Below are 16,018 nucleotides of genomic sequence, written 5' to 3'. Positions count from 1 at the left end.
AGCGGGCGCGCCGCCTACAGGGGCAGTAAATGGACGTGGCGGCACAAGTGGTGGAATTTTGGCGCGACGCGGGGCCGCAGCAGTGGTTCGCGCGCGATGACGCGTTCGACGCGCGTTTCCGCCAGGCGTTCCTGGACGAGCACTTCGCCGCCGCACGCCGCGCCCGCGAACACTGGCTGGGCACGGCCGAGGGCGCGCTGGCGCTGATGATCCTGCTCGACCAGTTCCCCCGCAACTGCTTCCGCGACACCGCCCACTCCTACGCCACCGACGGCCTGGCGCGGCATTACGCCATGCGTGCGGTGGAGGAGGGGCTGGACCTGCAGCTGGTGCCCAAGCTGCGCGCCTTCATCTACCTGCCGTTCGAGCACTCCGAGGACCCGCAGGACCAGGAGCGCTCGGTGGCCATGTTCGACGCGCTGGGCGACAAGGAATACCTGCAGTACGCCGAGCTGCACCGCGACATCATCCGCCGCTTCGGCCGTTTCCCGCACCGCAATGCCGTGCTGGGCCGCATGCCCACCGCCGCGGAACTGGACTACCTCGCCGAAGGCGGCTTCGCCGGCTGAGGCGCACGAGCCGGCCCGCGGTCGGCTGCACCTGCTGCGGACAAAAAAAACGCCGGCAATGCCGGCGTTTTTTCTGCGTTGATCCGTACCCGATCAGTACGTCGGCACGCTGTTGTCCACGTCCTTCGACCAGGCGTCGATGCCGCCGGTGATGTTGAACACCTTGGTGAAGCCCAGGGCGCGGAACTGCTCGGCGGCCTGCGCGCTGCGGCCACCGTGGTGGCACAGGAAGGCCAGCGCGGTGTCCTTGGGCAGGGCTTCCAGACGGGCGCGGTTGTCACCGTCGAAGGTCTCGAACGGCGCGTTGATCGCGGCGATCGCGCGCTCGTCGGCCGGGCGCACGTCCACCACGGTCACGCTGCCGGCACGCAGCTGGTCGTCGGCGTCGCGCACGCCCAGCTCCTGCACCGGCTTGGGTGCGTTCGGGTTGTCGATGGCCAGGCCCTGGCCGCGGATGTCGTCGACCCAGTCGATGGTGATGCCGTCGGCGCGGCGCGCGCTGGCCAGGTCGAACTGCACGCGCAGGCCGTTGGACTCGGCGGCGATCGCGTTGTCATCGTGCGGGGCCAGCTGGAAGTTCGGCTGGAAGCGCGCATCGATGCCCAGCTGCAGGGACGCGCCCGGGGCGTCGGCCAGTGCACCGCGCAGCATTTCCACCGCCGCCGGGGTGACGGTGATGCGCGGCGGGGTGCGGTCCGGGGCGGCCAGGCCGAGCACGCTGCTCAGCTCGCCGCTGCCGGCCATCTGCAGGATGATGTCGCTGCCACCGACCAGCTCGCCGTCGATGTACAGCTGCGGGATGGTCGGCCAGTCGCCGTAGGCCTTGATGCCTTCACGGATCTCCGCGTCGGCCAGCACGTTGACGTGGGCGAACTCCACGCCCAGGTCCTGCAGCGCGCCCACGGCCTTGGCCGAGAAACCGCACTGCGGCATGGTCGGCTGGCCCTTCATGAACAGCACGACGCGGTTGGCGTTGAGAATGGATTCGATGCGCGAGCGCAGGGCGGGATCGAGGGACATGGGGTTCGGGTCCGGATATGCGAACCGCCTATTCTACGCGGCATGGCATCATGGGGCATGACCGTACCGGAAACGTTGCATCGCATTCCCCGCAGGCCCTGGCGTTGGCTGCCCTGGCTGGTGCTGTCGCAGCTGGCGGTGGTCGCCGCGTGGGTGGCCTGGGGCTGGCACGTGGGCCTGCCGCTGATGCTGGCCTCCCATGCCCTGTTCATGGTGCCGGTGTTCCTGCCCAACAGCCGCTTCTACGCGCCGGTGCTCAGCCGCCTGCCGGGGTCCCCGGCGCAGGTCTGGCTGACCATCGACGACGGCCCCTCGGCGCAGACCCCGGAGGTGCTGGACCTGCTCGACCGCCACCAGGCCAAGGCCACCTTCTTCCTGGTCGGTGAACGCGCCTTGGCGCGCCCGGACCTGGTGCATGAGATCGTCCGCCGCGGGCACAGCCTGGGCAACCACAGCCACCGTCATCCGCAGGGCCGCTTCTGGCGGCTGGGGCCGGCGACGATGGCGGCTGAAATCGCCGAGTGCCAGCAGGCGCTGACCGCCATCACCGGCCAGGCCCCGCGCTGGTACCGCTCGGTGGTGGGCATGACCAATCCGTTCGTGGCCCCTGCGCTGATGCAGTGGGGCCTGACCCGGGTGGGCTGGAGCGCGCGCGGTTACGACGGCGTGGACTGCCAGCCCGATACGGTGGTGGCGCGGATCGTACCGGACCTGGCCGCCGGCAGCATCGTGCTGCTGCACGAGGGGGCCGCGCACGGGCACACCCTGGTGATTCTCGACCGCGTCCTGGAGGCGGTCGCCGCACGCGGGCTGCGGGCGGCGCTGCCGGGCTGACCGGCTCAGCCCATCATCAGGCCGGCGATCACCAGCAGGCCCATGCCGATCACGCTGCCGATCGAGATCACGATCGCCAGGATGCCGAACACCTTCTTGGTGGCGGGCACGAACGCCGCTGCGATGCCCAGCGCCAACGCGATCAGCTCGCCGAAGCCGGCGCAGATGATCACCAGGCCGATCATCATCGACAGCGGCGATTCTTCGTTCATCTCGATGCCCTGCATCGACGCCACGGTGGCGCCAATCACGCTCAGCAGCATGATCAGGGCGCAGCCCAGGGCGAGACAGAAGGCGGCGATGCCGAGGCCGGAGTGCTTGAGTTCCATGAGGTCCTTTTCAGTGGTGGGTGACAATCAGGTCGGCAGCGCCGGGACATGCGTGGCCGGGGCGGCCGGTGGGTGGCTGCGCTGCCACTGCTGGTGGGTCCAGGTGCCCAGCGCGAGGTAGACGCACAGAACGGCCAGCGAGAGGATCAGCGCCAGCACGCCGAACAGCCGCCGGCGCCGGTGCTGCAGCACGCTGCCCACCCCGAGCAGACCGGCCAGGCCATTGAGGCCGATGCTGATCAACCCGAGCACGCCCAGCGTGGGCGCCAGCGCGAGCCCTTCGACTTCGGCATGGCGCTGCACGAACAGATAGCCCAGGCCAAGCGCGATGGAGAACAACGCCACGCCGCAGAGGCTGGTGATGAACGCCACGATGCCCAGCGCGGAATGCCGGGAAGGCGAGGTCATGGCGGCTCCGTGCCGGGACAGGTCAGGGGCGCGAGTATGCGCGCGCGCGGCCGCAGCGGCCAGCCTGCAGACGGAACGGAGCTCATTGGCCGGGCGCAGACGGGACGGGCGCGGCCACGATCAGCCAGTTGTTGAAGGGCGTATTGCCGTACAGCGGTGCCATCGTCAGCTGCAGCCCCGCCGCTTCCAGCGGCGCGCGCACACTGGCCGCATCGGGATAGTGGCGCGGGCGCGTGCCCATCCAGCCAACCAGATGGGCGAGCATGTCGGTGAGGCGGGTGGCGCGGTCGCGGCCGCTGCGGTCGGCCAGTGTGGTGCGGATCACCAGCCGGCCCTCGGGCGCCACACGCGCCGCCGCCTCGCGCAGCAGAGCGCCCTGCGCGTCTGCCGGCAGGTACTGCAGCACATCGAGCAGGGCCACGCTGCCGTGGTGGTCGGGCAGGCGGGCACTGGCATCCAGGCACGCAAAGGCGGCATCGGCCAGTGCCGCACGCGCGCCGGCACGCTGCGCGCGCGCGATCTTGTCCGCATCGATGTCCACGCCACGATAGGACTGCAGCTGGCCGTGCTGACGCAGCACATGCGCCAGCAGCCCAAGCCCGCAGCCGATGTCCAGCAGCGGGCCCTGCGCGGGCGCAAGTGCGGCCAGCACACCCGGATACAGCGGATCGCTGCCGAGCTTGCCGCGGCTGTAGTAGTAATCGCGTCGGTTGCCGAAGCGCCGGGCCGGCATGAACGCGGCGGCGATGCGGCGGGCCTGTTCCCTGGCCAGTGGTGCGGCATCCGTGCTCAGTGCGCGCCCTCGTCGCCCAGGTGCACCCGCGCGACCGCGTAGGCGCGCTGGTGCCAGAGCGTGTACATCGCCGCCGACGGGTGCAGCCCATCGGCGGCGAGCATCACCGCTTCGCCACCGTAGTCGCGGCTGAGGTCGGTGATGTCGATGAAGACCACGCCGTGCTCGGCGCAGATCGCGGCGGCCGCCGCGTTGTAGGCATCCAGTTCCTGCCCGATCTGCACGCGGTCGCGACCGGAGGCGATGGCGTACGGGGTGACGCCCCAGTCCGGGATCGACAACACCAGCACCCGTGGCGCGCGGTCGCCGGCGAAGCCCAGCGCGCGCTGCAGCAGCGCGGTGAAGCGCCCGCGATAGTCGTCCACGCTGCGCCCGCGGTACTGGTCGTTGACGCCGATCAGCAGGCTGACCAGATCGAACGGTCCCTGCGGGGCATCGGCATCGATGCCGGCATCGAGCTCGTCGGTGGTCCAGCCGGTGGTGGCAATGATGTGCGGATCGTCCAGCGCGATGCCGCTGTCGCGCAGTGCGACGGCCAGCTGCACCGGCCAACGGCCGCTGGCCGCGACGTCTTCGCCGATCGTGTAGGAATCGCCCAATGCCAGGTAGCGCAGCGCCATGCCTCAGGCCACCGCGCTGCGCGGCTTCAGCGGCACCACTTTGGTGTTGGCCTCGGCGCGGCGCGCCAAGGCCCGGTCGATGCGGCCGAAGACGTCGCGCATGACCTCGGGCTCGGGCAGCAGGGTGACGCGGAAATGGTGGCGGTACGGCACGTTGAAGCTGGAGCCCGGCACCACCAGCACGCCTTCCTCGTTCATCAGTTCCAGCGCGAAGTCATGGTCGTCGAAGCTGCGCGCGGCCGGCCCGACCACGGCCGGGAAGGCGTACAGCGCACCGGCCGGGGCCACCAGCGACAGGTGCTCGCTGGCGTTACAGGCCTCGATCACCGCGCGGCGGGTTTCGTACAGGCGGCCGCCGGGCGCGCACAGCGCCGAGATGGTGTCCGGCCCGTTGACCGCCGCGTCGATCGCATACTGGCCCGGCACGTTGGCGCACAGGCGCAGCGCACTGAGCAGGTCCATCGCCGCGCGGAACTCGCCCAGGCGCTCGGATGCGCCGGACAGCATCGCCCAGCCCACCCGCCAGCCACAGGCGCGGTGCACCTTGCTCAGGCCGCTGAAGGTGATGCACGGATGATCGCCGGCCAGCGGGGCCACCGCGTGGAACTCGGCGCCGTCGTACAGGATCTGGTCGTAGATCTCATCGACCATCAGCAGCAGGTTGTGCTTTGCCGCGATGGCCACGATGCGTTCCAGCAGCGCCTTGGAGTAACTGGCACCGCTGGGATTGTTCGGATTGATCAGCACGATCGCGCGGGTGCGCGAGGACACCAGCGATTCGATTTCCACCGGGTCCGGCTGGAAGCCGTTCTCCGGCGCGCAGCGGTAGTACACCGGCCGGCCGTCATTGAGGATGGTGGCAGCCGACCACAGCGGGTAGTCGGGCGAGGGCACCAGTACTTCATCGCCGGGATTGAGCAGGGCGCGCAGCGACAGGTCGATCAGCTCGCTGACGCCGTTGCCGATGAATACCCGGTCCGGATGCGCGTCGGGCGCGCCACGCCGGGCGTACGCGGCGGCGATGGCCTCGCGGGCTTCGGGCAGCCCCTGCTGGTGGGTGTACGGGTCGGTCCGGCCCATGTCGTCGGCAATGGCCCGCTGCAGGTGCTCGGGGGCGCGGAAACCGAAGTTGCCGGGGTTGCCGATGTTGAGCTTGATCAGCTTGCGGCCCTGCGCCTCCAGCTCCCGCGCTCGCCGCGCCAGTTCGCCCCGGATCTCGTAGCGGACTTCGGACAGGCGCTCGCGGGTGGCGAGCGGCTTCAGCGGGGGTGTGGACATGACTGGGCCGTGGTTCGGGCTTGGAAATCGCATGGTAGCGGAAATGCTGCGTTGCAGGGCAAGCGTTTCGGGACCTGTTTCCCAATGCTGGCAGGCAGTTGCCGGCCGCTGCGGGGGCAGGGGGCTACCTGCGCTGGCGACGCCGACGCGCTGCACCCTCTAGAATGGCCCCGATGACCCACACCACCGATTACCGCGCCCTGCAGACGATGGGCTGGCCCTGGGCCGGCGCCCCCGAGCTGCCCGCCTGGCAGGCCCTGTTCGACGAGCACCCGCAGGCCCGCCCGGGCCGGGTGATCGAGCAGCACCGCACCGGCTACATCGTTGCCGATGTGCCCGACGCCGCGATCCGCACCGAATCCCCGGCCGAGTGGCAGCGTCCGCGCTTCCCCAGCCACGAACGTGCCGCCGTTGGCGACTGGGTGCTGCTGGACGGCATCAAGATCGTGGCCCTGCTGCCGCGGCGCACTGCGATCAAGCGCGGTGCGGCGGGCGAGCACTACCACCAGCAGGTGATCGCGGCCAACATCGATACGGTGTTCATCGTCTGCGGGCTGGATGCGGACTTCAATCCGCGCCGGATCGAGCGCTATCTGCTGCTGGTCGGCGGTGGCGGCGCGCAGCCGGTGGTGGTGCTGACCAAGGCCGACCAGACCGAGTACAGCGAGGATGCCCTGGCCGTGCTGGAGGAACTGGCGGCACAGAACATCCCGCTGCTGGCGATCAACGGCAAGGACCCGGCCAGTGCCGCAGCGCTGCTGCCGTGGCTGGGCGCGGGCCGCACCGTGGTGCTGGTCGGTTCGTCGGGCGCGGGCAAGTCCACGCTGACCAACACGCTGCTGGGCGAGGAGCGGATGAAGACCGCCGATGTGCGCGTGAACGACTCGCGCGGCCGCCACACCACCACCCACCGCGCGCTCATCCCGCTGCCGGCGGGTGCCTGCCTGATCGACACCCCCGGCATGCGCGAACTCAAGCCGACCGGCGAGGAAGCGCTCAGTGAAGGCGGCTTCGCCGACGTGGAAGCGCTGGCCGCCCAGTGCCGCTTCCGCGACTGCGCGCACCAGCGCGAACCGGGCTGTGCCGTGCGCGCCGCCATCGAGGCCGGCGACCTCGACGAAGAACGCCTGCTCAACTACTTCAAACTGAAGGACGAAGTCGCCGCCGCCGCCGCCAAGCTCGCCGTCCGCCAGGCCCAGCAGGCCATCGAGCGCAAGCACGTCGGCAAGGGCGCGCAGTGGCGCCCCCCCGGCAAGAAGCGGTAGAGCCGACCGTTGGTCGGCTGCGCTCCGCGCAGCCACCGCCCCCCGTGCCCCGCGCTCGGTAGAGCCGACTGTTAGTCGGCTGCTCTCCATACGGCCACCGACACCCCCCGCGCTCCGCGCGGCAGCCGGCTAGAAGCCGGCTCTACAAAGCAGCCACCGCTCGCACCGGTAGAGCCGACTTCTAGTCGGCTGCTCTCCTACGGCCACCGACAACCCCGCGCTCCGCGCGACAGCCGGCTAGAAGCCGGCTCTACCAGCCACCGCACGCTGCGCCCCGTAGAGCCGACTTCCAGTCGGCTGCTCTCCTCCGGCCACCGACACCCCCTGCGCTCCGCGCGCCAGCCGGCTGGAAGCCGGCTCTACAAGGCAGCGCGCGCTGCGCCCCGTAGAGCCGACTTCTAGTCGGCTGCTCTCCATACGGCCACCGACCAACCCCACGCCCCGCGCGACAGCCGGCTAGAAGCCGGCTCTACAAAGCAGCCACCGCTCGCTGCGCCCCGTAGAGCCGACTTCTAGTCGGCTGCTCTCCTGCGGCCACCGACAACCCCGCGCTCCGCGCGCCAGCCGGCTAGAAGCCGGCTCTACAGGGCAGCGCGCGCTACGCCCCGTAGAGCCGACTTCTAGTCGGCTGCTCTGCTCCGGCCACCGACAACCCCCGCGCTCCGCGCGACAGCCGGCTAGAAGCCGGCTCTACAAGGCAGCCCGCGCTGCGCCCCGTAGAGCCGACTTCTAGTCGGCTGCTCTACTCCGGCCACCGATACCCCCACGCCCCGCGCGCCAGCCGGCTAGAAGCCGGCTCTACAATGCGCTACCCGGCCCGGTGATGCCGCAGCCCATGCCCGGACCCTGCTAATGTCCGCCTCATGGACACACCCATGACCGTGGATCGTGATGTGGCCCACCACACGGCGCTCGACGCGCAGCTGGTGGAGGCCGTGGCCGGCATCAAGCTGCTGGGCCTGACCAGTTGGCCTGCGGCGCTGCAGGCGCCGTTTCTGGCCAGCGTGGCGCGCGGGCAGCCGGTGCTGCCGCAGGTGGACTACCCCCGCCTGGATTTCGGCGACACCCGGCGCGCGCTTGCCGCGATCAGCGCCCAGTGCGATCCCTCCCATCCCATCGGGCTGTACGTGCAGCGCTCGGCGCACAGCTGGGACCAGGCCGCCGGCCTGCTCGAATCGTTGGGCACCGCCGCCGTCGACCGTTACTCCGTGGAACTGTTCGGCGCGCCCGAGCAACCGCTGCCCGGCCACGGCCCCAGCACCCGCGATGCGGCCCGCCACTTCATCCAGATCGCCCAGGAACTGGACCACGAACTGCTCGCCCCGGAAGAACAGGTGCCGGTCTCCGCCACCGCGCTGCAACTGCAGCTGCAGAGCGATCTGGATGCGTTCTTCGAATCGCGCATCATCACCGTGCAGCTCGACCCGGAGCTGATCTCCAAGGCCGCCGCCGGCCCCACCCGCATCCGCCTGCGCACCAGCGCGCGCTTCAGCGCCTATGATCGCGCGCAGCTGTTCCACCACGAAGCCCTGGTGCACTCGCTCACCGCGCTCAACGGCCGCGAACAGCCGCACCTGCCCAGCCTGGCGCTGTCGTCGCCGCGCGTCACCGCCACCCAGGAAGGGCTGGCCACGTTCGCCGAGCAGATCACCGGCAGCATCGACATCGAACGGCTCAAGCGCATCAGCCTGCGCACCGAGGCGATCGCGATGGCGCGCGAGGGCGCCGACTTCATCCAGGTGTTCCGCTACTTCTGCGACGCCGGCCAGAACAACGAAGAAAGCTTCGCATCGGCCCAGCGCGTGTTCCGCGGGGTACCGCCCAGCGGCGGCGCGGCGTTCACCAAGGACACCGTGTACCTGCGCGGCCTCGTGTCGGTGCATACCTTCTTCCGCCACATGCTGGCCGAAGACCGCCTGCAGGTGTGCCGCTGGCTGTTCGCCGGCAAGATGTCGCTCACCGATGCCATCGCGTTCGCGCCGCTGTTCGAAGAGGGCATCCTGCGCCCGCCGCGCTGGCTGCCGCACTGGGTCAGCCGGGCCAACGGCCTTGCCGGCATGCTCGCGTTCTCGCTGTTCGCCAACCGCATCCGCATGGACCAGCTGGCCACCGAGTAACGCACGCCAGATTTTCCAAACTGCGTCGCACTTCATCGGAAGCGGCGCGTGGCGTAAGAATGCTTTCATGTTCCGCTCGCATGATGGTCACGCACCTGCATCACGCCGGTGACCACCCCACATGTAACGGATCAACATGCTTACCCGACCCCTGACGATCGCCGTTGCGATCGCGCTGTGCGCTGCCAATGCCCACGCCGCCGATGTAGACGCCAACACCGACGCCAACGTTGCGCTCAGCGCGCAGACCCTCGACACCGTATCGGTGATCGGCCAGGGCGAAACCCGCCAGGTGCAGCGCATCACCGCCGTGGACAAGGAAGTGCTGCCGCCGGGCACCAGCGGCCAGAAGATCCTCGACCGCCTGCCCGGCGTGTCGGTGCAGTCCAACGATGCCTTCGGCGCCAACGAGGAATCGCAGACGATCAGCCTGCGCGGCTTCGACAAGAGCCGCCTGGGTTACACGCTGGATGGCATCCCGCTCGGCGACAACAGCTACGGCAACTACAACGGCCTGAGCATCGCCCGCGCGTTGATCGCCGAGAACCTGGCCGGTGCCGAGCTGTCGCAGGGCATCGGTTCACTGGGTGTGGCCTCCACCAGCAACCTCGGCGGCACCATCCAGTACTTCTCGCAGGACCCGTCCACCGAGTTCGGTGGCCGTGCCAGCGTGACCGTGGGCGACGACAACCAGCGGCGCGGCTACCTGCGCGTGGATACCGGCGACATCAACGGCTTCTCCGCCTACGTCTCCGGCGTCCACCAGGATGCGGACATGTGGGCCGAGCCGAACCAGAACCAGACCACCCGCCAGTTCAATGCCAAGGCGGTGTGGAATGTCGGCGACAACCGCTTCGGCGCCTTCGTCGCCACGTCGCGGGCGAGCCAGGCCAACTACGCCTACCTGTCCAAGAGCATGCTCGCGCGTGGGCTGGGCTGGGACTGGAACATCTACGCGCCGGACTGGGACCGCGCCGTGGCCGCGGCGTACTGTGCGCCGGGCACCTACAACGCGCAGAAGTGCGCCTTCAGCGGCGACGTCAACAGCATCGACGACGCGTACTACCAGAGCCGCGCGCTGCGCGATGACAATCTCTATTCGCTCGATGCCGACCTCGCGCTGGGCGATACCGCCCGCCTGAAGCTGCTCGGCTACCACCATGAAAACCGTGGCCAGGGCCACTGGTGGGCACCGGGCCAGCCGTCCAACCCGGGCACGCCGCAGGCGCTGCCGATCTCCATCCGCAGCACCAACTACACCATCAACCGCCAGGGCATCACCGCCGCGCTGAGCTGGCAGTGGGGCCTGCACGAACTCGAAGCTGGCCTGTGGTACGAGCGCAACGACCACAATGTCGAGCGCAACTTCTACTACATCACCGGCCCGTTCCTGGATGACGGCTACCTCAACCACCCCGACCGTCGCCTGTTCGACCAGGACTTCGACATCCGCACGCGCCAGTTCTACGTGCAGGACCGCATGCGCTTCCTGGACAACCGCCTGACCGTGGACGTGGGCGTCAAGAGCCCGAACACGCGCATGACCGCCAATGCCAAGCCCGGCACCGAGGCCAGCTATGCCTCCGGTACGCTGACCGCCAAGGAATCGGTGCTGCCGCAGGCCGGTATCGGCTTCAAGCTCACCCCGAACCAGGAGCTGTTCGCGTCCTACTCGGAGAACATCGCCGCCTTCGTCGGCGGCGGCAGCGGCGGCCCGCTGCAGGTGTCGCCGGAATCCTTCGCGGCCAGCGCCGGGCTGGATCCGGAGAAGTCCAAGACCCTGGAAGCAGGCTTCCGCACCTTCGGCGAGAAGTACCAGGCCTCCATCGCCGCCTACCACGTGATGTTCGACAACCGTCTGCTGTCGCTCAACCCGTGCACCAGCATCGAAGTGGGCACGCGTCCGGAGTGCATCACGCGCTTCATCAACGTCGGGTCGGTCAAGAGCCGCGGCGCCGAGCTGACCTTCATCCTCAAGCCGATTGACGGCCTGCAGTGGTACAACGCGCTCTCCTGGAACAAGACCACCTACGAAGACAACTACACCTCCGGTGGCGCGATCGTGCCGGTGGCCGGCAAGATCACCGTCGATACCCCGCAGCGCATGGCCTCCAGCGAGATCAGCTGGAACCGCGACGGCTTCTTCGCCAGCCTGCGCGCCAAGTACACCGGCAAGCGCTACTACACCTACACCAACGACCAGTCGGTGCCGGGTGTGACCACCTTCGATGCCGGCATGGGCTATTCGTTCGGTCCGGGCATGGGCCTGCGTGACGTCAAGGTATCGCTCAACGCCACCAACCTGACCAACAAGCGCTACGCCGGCCAGCTCAGTTCGTTCGCTCCGACCGACCCCACCGGCACCCGCTACGCGATCCACGCCAGCGCCCCGCGCCAGGTGTTCCTGACCCTCGGCGCCGAGTTCTGACCGCCGCGCCACACCGGTAGCCGCCGACCCCGGTCGGCGGCCCCGCCAAGGCCGCACGGAATCCCGCCGCGCGGCCCTGCTGCGTTCAGACGCGCACGCGCCGCGCATGGCGGGCCACACCGCGGCAGCCGCAGGCCAGCCGGTCACCGTCGCGCACCACCGGTGCGCCGTTCATCCGCACCCGCGCGCAGCCTTCCACGAAGGCATGCCGGCCCGGGTGCAGCGCGCAGGTGGCCAGGTCGCCCACCACCGCGATCGTCGCGCCGTCGATGCGCCCGCTGCCCTGGCACTGCACCACCTCGCCACCGCCGCTGGTGGGATCGCCCAGGCACACAGGGTGCTTCATGCTCGCCGCCGCCTGCGGCCCGCCCGCGTCACCATGAGTCCTTGGGCGGCGTGCGATAGATCAGCGTCGCGGTCACGGTGTCCCCGTGCAGGATGTGCAGCAGGGCGTCGTCCTCGGCCATCCGGTAGCCGGTGGCCCCGCTCAGCGCAGCGGCGAAGCGGTCGCCCACGTCATCGAACCGCTCCTTGTGGCAGCGCGAGCCGGTGCGTGCCAGCCCGTCCACCGTCAACTGCATGCCCTGCTGGCGGTACAGCGCGGTCATCGGCTGGCAGCCGGCATAGCCGATAAGGTGCCGGCCGTCGGCTTCGAGAATGATGAAGCCCACGTGCGAATCCGGCGGTACCACGGTTGCGGCCTTGTCGGCAGTGGCGGGCAGGTCGTGCAGCTTCCACACCGTGCCCAGCAGCGGTTGCGGGGGTTCGGGCGTGGTGGGCCAGGTCTCCCACCTGTTCGTCAGTTCGTAGGGCTCCTGGCAGGCTGTCAGTGCGGCCACCGAGAGCAGCAGGAGGGGCAGGGCGAGGCGAGCGGTCATGGGTGCTCCAGATCGGGCTGGCGGGACAGGGCGGACGCGGTGTCCGTGGCATCGGGCTGCGGTGCGGGCACGATGGGCTGCAGCAGCAGGCTGCCGGCGTCGTCGACGATGACGGCCGTGCCGGCCTTGCCGCTGGCCAGCGCCAACGCCAGGGCGGCGGCGCCGCTGCCACCGCCGAGCGCACCCACGCGCGTGGCCAGGTCGATGCCCACGCGTGGATCGTCCAGGTCGAGCGGGTCCGCGAGCCCGCGCAATGCCATGCGCAGGGCGATGGCCGCATCGACATCGGCACGGCTGTCGTACCAGACGCAGCGCGGGCGGGCGGCCTCGGGCAGCGCGGCGTGCAGGGCCTGCCACGCCTCGGCAATGGCGGCCTCCTGCGCGCGCGGCGACAACGCCTCGCCATCCTCACCGCGCAGGGCGACACAGCGGGGCGGATACAGCGTGCCCAGCACGGGCGCGGCCTCCTGAAGGGTGATCTGCTGCCGGGTCCACGGCACCGGATACCACGGATCGTTGCCCAGTCGCTGGGCCTGCGCGGTCCCCTCTTCGCGGAGCACCGGCAACAGCGATGTGATGAACGCCGCGGCGTGCACCTGCGCTTCGGGCTCGTGCGGGGCCAGCGCCGTGTAAGCCGCCAGTTCCTCGCGGAACCACGCGTACGGCTGCCGCGCATGCTGCGCCGCCGGGGTGTCCGGCTCCACTGCGTCGCGCCGTATCGCGTCGGGCACCTCGGTGCGGGTGATCCACATCAGCACCATGCTCTCGTCCACCGGATCCTCGGGCTCGTCATCCCGGGGGCGCTGGTACCGCCCTCGGATCAGCCGGCCCTCCAGGCTCAGCAGCACGGCACTGCACAACCGCGGCGACGCCGTGAAGCGGGCGAACAGCGCCTGCAGCACCGGCGCCAGCGACGGGCCGTTGAGGTCCAGCTCGCGCAGCAGCAGCGCGCCGGGCGCGTCGGACTGGCTGGCCATCAAGCCCGGCCACTCCATTGCGGCGTAACGGCTGTGGCGGGTGAGCGTGGGGGCCAGCGTGAACATGGCCACCGGCGCGGCATCGGGCAGGGCGGCGTCCAGCATCTCCATTCCCTGCGCCAACTGCACCTGCATCGCCATGCCGCGCTCGGCCAGGCGCGCCGCCGGGTCCTCGGCGTGCGCGGTCAGTACCGGGCGCGCGGCCCTCGAGTCGTCCAGCAGGGCCACCACGGCATCGGGTGTCTGCCGCGCAAGGCGCGCGTAGCACGCGCGGATCTGAAGCACCGGGGCAGTGGGCGCCGATGCGGTGGGTGCATCCGCCGGGCCCGTGACGGGCAAGGCCAGCGATGGCGAACCCGCAGCGCGCAGCGGTGTGATGCCGCGCGCGCCGGCGCGCATCTCCTGAAGCACCTTGATCAGCGCCGCCACCAGCAGGAACAGCGCACCCAGCGCGATGCTGCCCGCCAGCCACGGGCCCAGCGCCTGTGCAGGCGAAGCGAGTTGGTCATCATCGACGGCGTACCAGCCCATCAGCAGCGACCAGAGTGCCCACAGCAGGAAGAACGCCGGTCGGAGGAGCGCGTGCGGGATCATGTGAGGCCGTCCTCGTAGCGGAGGCGCTGGGACTGGCCAATTGAGGCAGCTTTGCCGCGGGCATTGTCGCGGCCTTCAGGTATCGGCCGAAAGACCTGACGTCGACGTAGATAGCTCCAGCGGACCTCACGACGAGAGACCTTTGCTATCAGATCCAGAGCATCCGCCTTCCCATCCATTGCCGACGCAGGTTTGGCATCGGTGAAAATTGGCCTCCCACCGGCGCGAAAAATGGCGAGTGCCTTCCGGTCTTCCGCGTTCAGCGGGTCTTCGAGGAGGGGCCGTGGTTTGGGTGGTCGTGTTTGCTGCCAGCCAGTCGGAACAAAGTCTGTATGGGCCTCAAGGGCGCGTTGATATGCCTCCTGCCGGTCTTTACTCACCGCACGCAGGTCCTCTCGGTACTGCGCGTCAAGAGTTTCGAGATGGTCATGCATGTTCTTGTAGTCACGCTCGCATTGAGGATCTGTCAACACGAAGCCTGCGCGCGAGTCATGGACGTACTGCACAAGCAAACTTCGCAAGGCGTCGCATGGCTTTGGAGAAGAACTCCAGTATCGATCGTACATCTCCATGCAGGCGTGCTCGCGATGAAGAAATGCTGGTAAGCCAATCGCACGCCTGCCATGCACCTGGGCGCGCTTCACCGAATCCTTGAACACGTCAAGATAGACGATCAACTCGACATTGGACTGGTCGAGGTTGATATGGTCCTGCACCTGCGTTCGCTTGCAGTGGCCCATGAAAGGTAATGTGATGAACGTGGGGCGGGGCAGCACCTGCCTACGCCAACCGATGTAATCGAGATAGTGGAGATGCAGCAGCCGAAGGAGGGAGCCACCAGCGCCGTGCTGCTCCAACGTCTTCTGGTAGGCGTCGTACGTGCGCCGTAGCTCCGGAGAGATGGTGAAGAATGGACCGGAAGTGCTGCGGGACAGCTCCTCACGGGAAATCAAGGGAACCCCGGCAGCTCTGGCTCTCTCATACATGTCGTTCAAGGGAATCTGCGAGAGGAGGTCCCCCTGTTGCTGACGAATGCCGTGGCTACCCCTGTCGGTTCCCTTGCCTTGGGAAGCTGGGCCATAGCCGCCGCCGGCATCGGCATGGACGCCGGGATAAATTATCTCCAGTCGCTTGGGTGCTTGCTCGCGGGAGGCCGAGATGCTTGTCAAGGGAAACGAGTTGCGCGCCTCGTGCCCGGCCACCATGTGCACACACTGCTCCACAAACGCAGGGATCACCATGTACCTGGGCTCAGCCCAATCTAAGTGGCCGTCGGCCGGCAGCGGCATGGAGTCCGCGATCTCCACCGACGCTACCGTGTCGAACAAGCCCATGAAGCGCACCCGCAGTGGAATTCCGCAGACCTCTGGCAATCCGTCACCTGCCCACTCTACAAGATGATTCACGAATGCCCGTGCCGCCGTCGCGCCACGCGAAAACCCGAATACGTCAAGCGTGATTGTGGATATTCGGGGGGCTGCAGTTTTTGGGGTGGCCAGCATATTCTCGATCCGTAGCCGCCAGACCCTGATGATCTCTTCATCTTCGACGGTACGGGCGATCTCTCGGACGGTATCTTTTACAAGGACCTCGCCGTAAAGAAGCCGGGCGATTTCATTCGCCATGAAAAGGAACGCGTACCGCATTCGCAGATCGCCATTCTTGCCTTCTTTAGCGCCGTCTTCATGAGGCTCATGTTCTCCAATCTCGGGGAACGGTGTGCCTACACCCTGTACGTAGAGGCGAAATTCGCCAACCTCATCCTTCTCCCGGCAAGCATCGAAGAGTCTCGCGACATTGCTGTGGGAGCCAGCGGCTTTGTCCTCATCTTTATGATTCCGCGTTCCATCAAAGAAGATCGAGAACTGGATATTGAGACAACACGATTCATCGGTATTCATATTGAAT

At 68.5% G+C, this 16,018-nt stretch carries 15 protein-coding genes; 5 read left to right on the top strand and 10 right to left on the bottom strand.

All coding sequences use genetic code 11. From position 1 onward, the window contains the following. Positions 1-29: 29 nt before the first annotated feature. Positions 30-569, top strand: coding sequence for a DUF924 family protein (locus ACLB90_RS06190; protein ID WP_411852102.1), 540 nt, complete (start codon positions 30-32; stop codon positions 567-569). Between the two features lie 93 nt (positions 570-662). On the opposite strand, the gene grxD is transcribed toward ACLB90_RS06190, so the two are convergent. Then, entirely contained in the window at positions 663-1,589 is a 927-nt protein-coding gene (gene grxD, locus ACLB90_RS06185) for a Grx4 family monothiol glutaredoxin (RefSeq protein WP_411852101.1), read from the bottom strand. 57 nt (positions 1,590-1,646) lie between these two features. On the opposite strand from grxD, the gene ACLB90_RS06180 reads away from it, so the two are divergent. Beyond that, entirely contained in the window at positions 1,647-2,423 is a 777-nt protein-coding gene (locus ACLB90_RS06180; RefSeq protein ID WP_411852100.1) for a polysaccharide deacetylase family protein, read from the top strand. Positions 2,424-2,428: 5 nt separating this feature from the next. On the opposite strand, the gene ACLB90_RS06175 is transcribed toward ACLB90_RS06180, so the two are convergent. The 5 genes from ACLB90_RS06175 to ACLB90_RS06155 form a co-directional block, all read right to left on the bottom strand. Continuing rightward, a complete protein-coding gene (locus tag ACLB90_RS06175; RefSeq protein ID WP_411852099.1) occupies positions 2,429-2,752 on the bottom strand; it encodes a hypothetical protein in 324 nt (107 codons plus the stop codon). A gap of 27 nt (positions 2,753-2,779) precedes the next feature. After that, the gene (locus tag ACLB90_RS06170) at positions 2,780-3,160 is read right to left on the bottom strand and encodes a hypothetical protein (protein WP_411852098.1); all 381 of its coding nucleotides are present in this window, start codon (positions 3,158-3,160) and stop codon (positions 2,780-2,782) included. A gap of 82 nt (positions 3,161-3,242) precedes the next feature. After that, positions 3,243-3,932 (bottom strand): class I SAM-dependent methyltransferase, encoded by a 690-nt coding sequence (locus ACLB90_RS06165; RefSeq protein WP_411852710.1) that lies wholly within the window; start codon positions 3,930-3,932, stop codon positions 3,243-3,245. Positions 3,933-3,949: 17 nt separating this feature from the next. Further along, positions 3,950-4,573, bottom strand: a complete 624-nt coding sequence (locus ACLB90_RS06160; RefSeq protein ID WP_411852097.1) for an SGNH/GDSL hydrolase family protein — start codon at positions 4,571-4,573, stop codon at positions 3,950-3,952. Positions 4,574-4,576: 3 nt separating this feature from the next. Continuing rightward, a complete protein-coding gene (locus ACLB90_RS06155) occupies positions 4,577-5,851 on the bottom strand; it encodes a pyridoxal phosphate-dependent aminotransferase (protein WP_411852096.1) in 1,275 nt (424 codons plus the stop codon). A 173-nt stretch (positions 5,852-6,024) separates the two neighbouring features. Here ACLB90_RS06155 and rsgA point away from each other — a divergent pair, with 173 nt between their 5' ends. The 3 genes from rsgA (at position 6,025) to ACLB90_RS06140 (ending at position 11,661) form a co-directional block, all read left to right on the top strand. Then, entirely contained in the window at positions 6,025-7,116 is a 1,092-nt protein-coding gene (gene rsgA / locus ACLB90_RS06150; protein ID WP_411852095.1) for a ribosome small subunit-dependent GTPase A, read from the top strand. An 875-nt stretch (positions 7,117-7,991) separates the two neighbouring features. Further along, positions 7,992-9,233 carry a flavohemoglobin expression-modulating QEGLA motif protein gene (locus tag ACLB90_RS06145; RefSeq protein ID WP_411852094.1) on the top strand — a complete coding sequence of 414 codons (1,242 nt, stop codon included), beginning with the start codon at positions 7,992-7,994 and terminating at the stop codon, positions 9,231-9,233. Between the two features lie 136 nt (positions 9,234-9,369). Next, complete coding sequence (locus ACLB90_RS06140) at positions 9,370-11,661, top strand: TonB-dependent receptor (RefSeq protein ID WP_411852093.1); 2,292 nt, start codon at positions 9,370-9,372, stop codon at positions 11,659-11,661. An 85-nt stretch (positions 11,662-11,746) separates the two neighbouring features. Here ACLB90_RS06140 and ACLB90_RS06135 read toward each other — a convergent pair whose 3' ends face one another. From ACLB90_RS06135 to ACLB90_RS06120, 4 genes are read right to left on the bottom strand one after another with little or no spacing between them, the layout of a single operon-like run. Beyond that, entirely contained in the window at positions 11,747-12,007 is a 261-nt protein-coding gene (locus ACLB90_RS06135; protein WP_411852092.1) for a PAAR domain-containing protein, read from the bottom strand. A 28-nt stretch (positions 12,008-12,035) separates the two neighbouring features. Beyond that, positions 12,036-12,539 carry an META domain-containing protein gene (locus ACLB90_RS06130; protein WP_411852091.1) on the bottom strand — a complete coding sequence of 168 codons (504 nt, stop codon included), beginning with the start codon at positions 12,537-12,539 and terminating at the stop codon, positions 12,036-12,038. Further along, positions 12,536-14,110 carry a hypothetical protein gene (locus ACLB90_RS06125; RefSeq protein ID WP_411852090.1) on the bottom strand — a complete coding sequence of 525 codons (1,575 nt, stop codon included), beginning with the start codon at positions 14,108-14,110 and terminating at the stop codon, positions 12,536-12,538. Before ACLB90_RS06125 ends, ACLB90_RS06130 begins: the two co-directional genes overlap by 4 nt. Then, positions 14,107-16,011 (bottom strand): T6SS phospholipase effector Tle1-like catalytic domain-containing protein, encoded by a 1,905-nt coding sequence (locus ACLB90_RS06120; RefSeq protein WP_411852089.1) that lies wholly within the window; start codon positions 16,009-16,011, stop codon positions 14,107-14,109. The genes ACLB90_RS06125 and ACLB90_RS06120 overlap by 4 nt, the downstream gene beginning before the upstream one ends. Between the last annotated feature and the right edge of the window lie 7 nt (positions 16,012-16,018).

It is taken from the genome of Stenotrophomonas sp. LGBM10, from assembly GCF_046736075.1.
In the GTDB taxonomy this organism is placed as follows: Bacteria; Pseudomonadota; Gammaproteobacteria; order Xanthomonadales; family Xanthomonadaceae; genus Stenotrophomonas.
This window is presented reverse-complemented; position numbering and strand designations above follow the sequence as displayed.

What these genes read in the sequence shown, in the direction of transcription:
- ACLB90_RS06190 (WP_411852102.1), top strand. Translation starts at nt 30, where the DNA reads ATGGACGTGGCGGCACAAGTGGTGGAATTTTGGCGCGACGCGGGGCCG.
- grxD (WP_411852101.1), bottom strand. Translation starts at nt 1,589, where the DNA reads ATGTCCCTCGATCCCGCCCTGCGCTCGCGCATCGAATCCATTCTCAAC.
- ACLB90_RS06180 (WP_411852100.1), top strand. Translation starts at nt 1,647, where the DNA reads ATGACCGTACCGGAAACGTTGCATCGCATTCCCCGCAGGCCCTGGCGT.
- ACLB90_RS06175 (WP_411852099.1), bottom strand. Translation starts at nt 2,752, where the DNA reads ATGGAACTCAAGCACTCCGGCCTCGGCATCGCCGCCTTCTGTCTCGCC.
- ACLB90_RS06170 (WP_411852098.1), bottom strand. Translation starts at nt 3,160, where the DNA reads ATGACCTCGCCTTCCCGGCATTCCGCGCTGGGCATCGTGGCGTTCATC.
- ACLB90_RS06160 (WP_411852097.1), bottom strand. Translation starts at nt 4,573, where the DNA reads ATGGCGCTGCGCTACCTGGCATTGGGCGATTCCTACACGATCGGCGAA.
- ACLB90_RS06155 (WP_411852096.1), bottom strand. Translation starts at nt 5,851, where the DNA reads ATGTCCACACCCCCGCTGAAGCCGCTCGCCACCCGCGAGCGCCTGTCC.
- rsgA (WP_411852095.1), top strand. Translation starts at nt 6,025, where the DNA reads ATGACCCACACCACCGATTACCGCGCCCTGCAGACGATGGGCTGGCCC.
- ACLB90_RS06145 (WP_411852094.1), top strand. Translation starts at nt 7,992, where the DNA reads ATGACCGTGGATCGTGATGTGGCCCACCACACGGCGCTCGACGCGCAG.
- ACLB90_RS06140 (WP_411852093.1), top strand. Translation starts at nt 9,370, where the DNA reads ATGCTTACCCGACCCCTGACGATCGCCGTTGCGATCGCGCTGTGCGCT.
- ACLB90_RS06135 (WP_411852092.1), bottom strand. Translation starts at nt 12,007, where the DNA reads ATGAAGCACCCTGTGTGCCTGGGCGATCCCACCAGCGGCGGTGGCGAG.
- ACLB90_RS06130 (WP_411852091.1), bottom strand. Translation starts at nt 12,539, where the DNA reads ATGACCGCTCGCCTCGCCCTGCCCCTCCTGCTGCTCTCGGTGGCCGCA.
- ACLB90_RS06125 (WP_411852090.1), bottom strand. Translation starts at nt 14,110, where the DNA reads ATGATCCCGCACGCGCTCCTCCGACCGGCGTTCTTCCTGCTGTGGGCA.
- ACLB90_RS06120 (WP_411852089.1), bottom strand. Translation starts at nt 16,011, where the DNA reads ATGAATACCGATGAATCGTGTTGTCTCAATATCCAGTTCTCGATCTTC.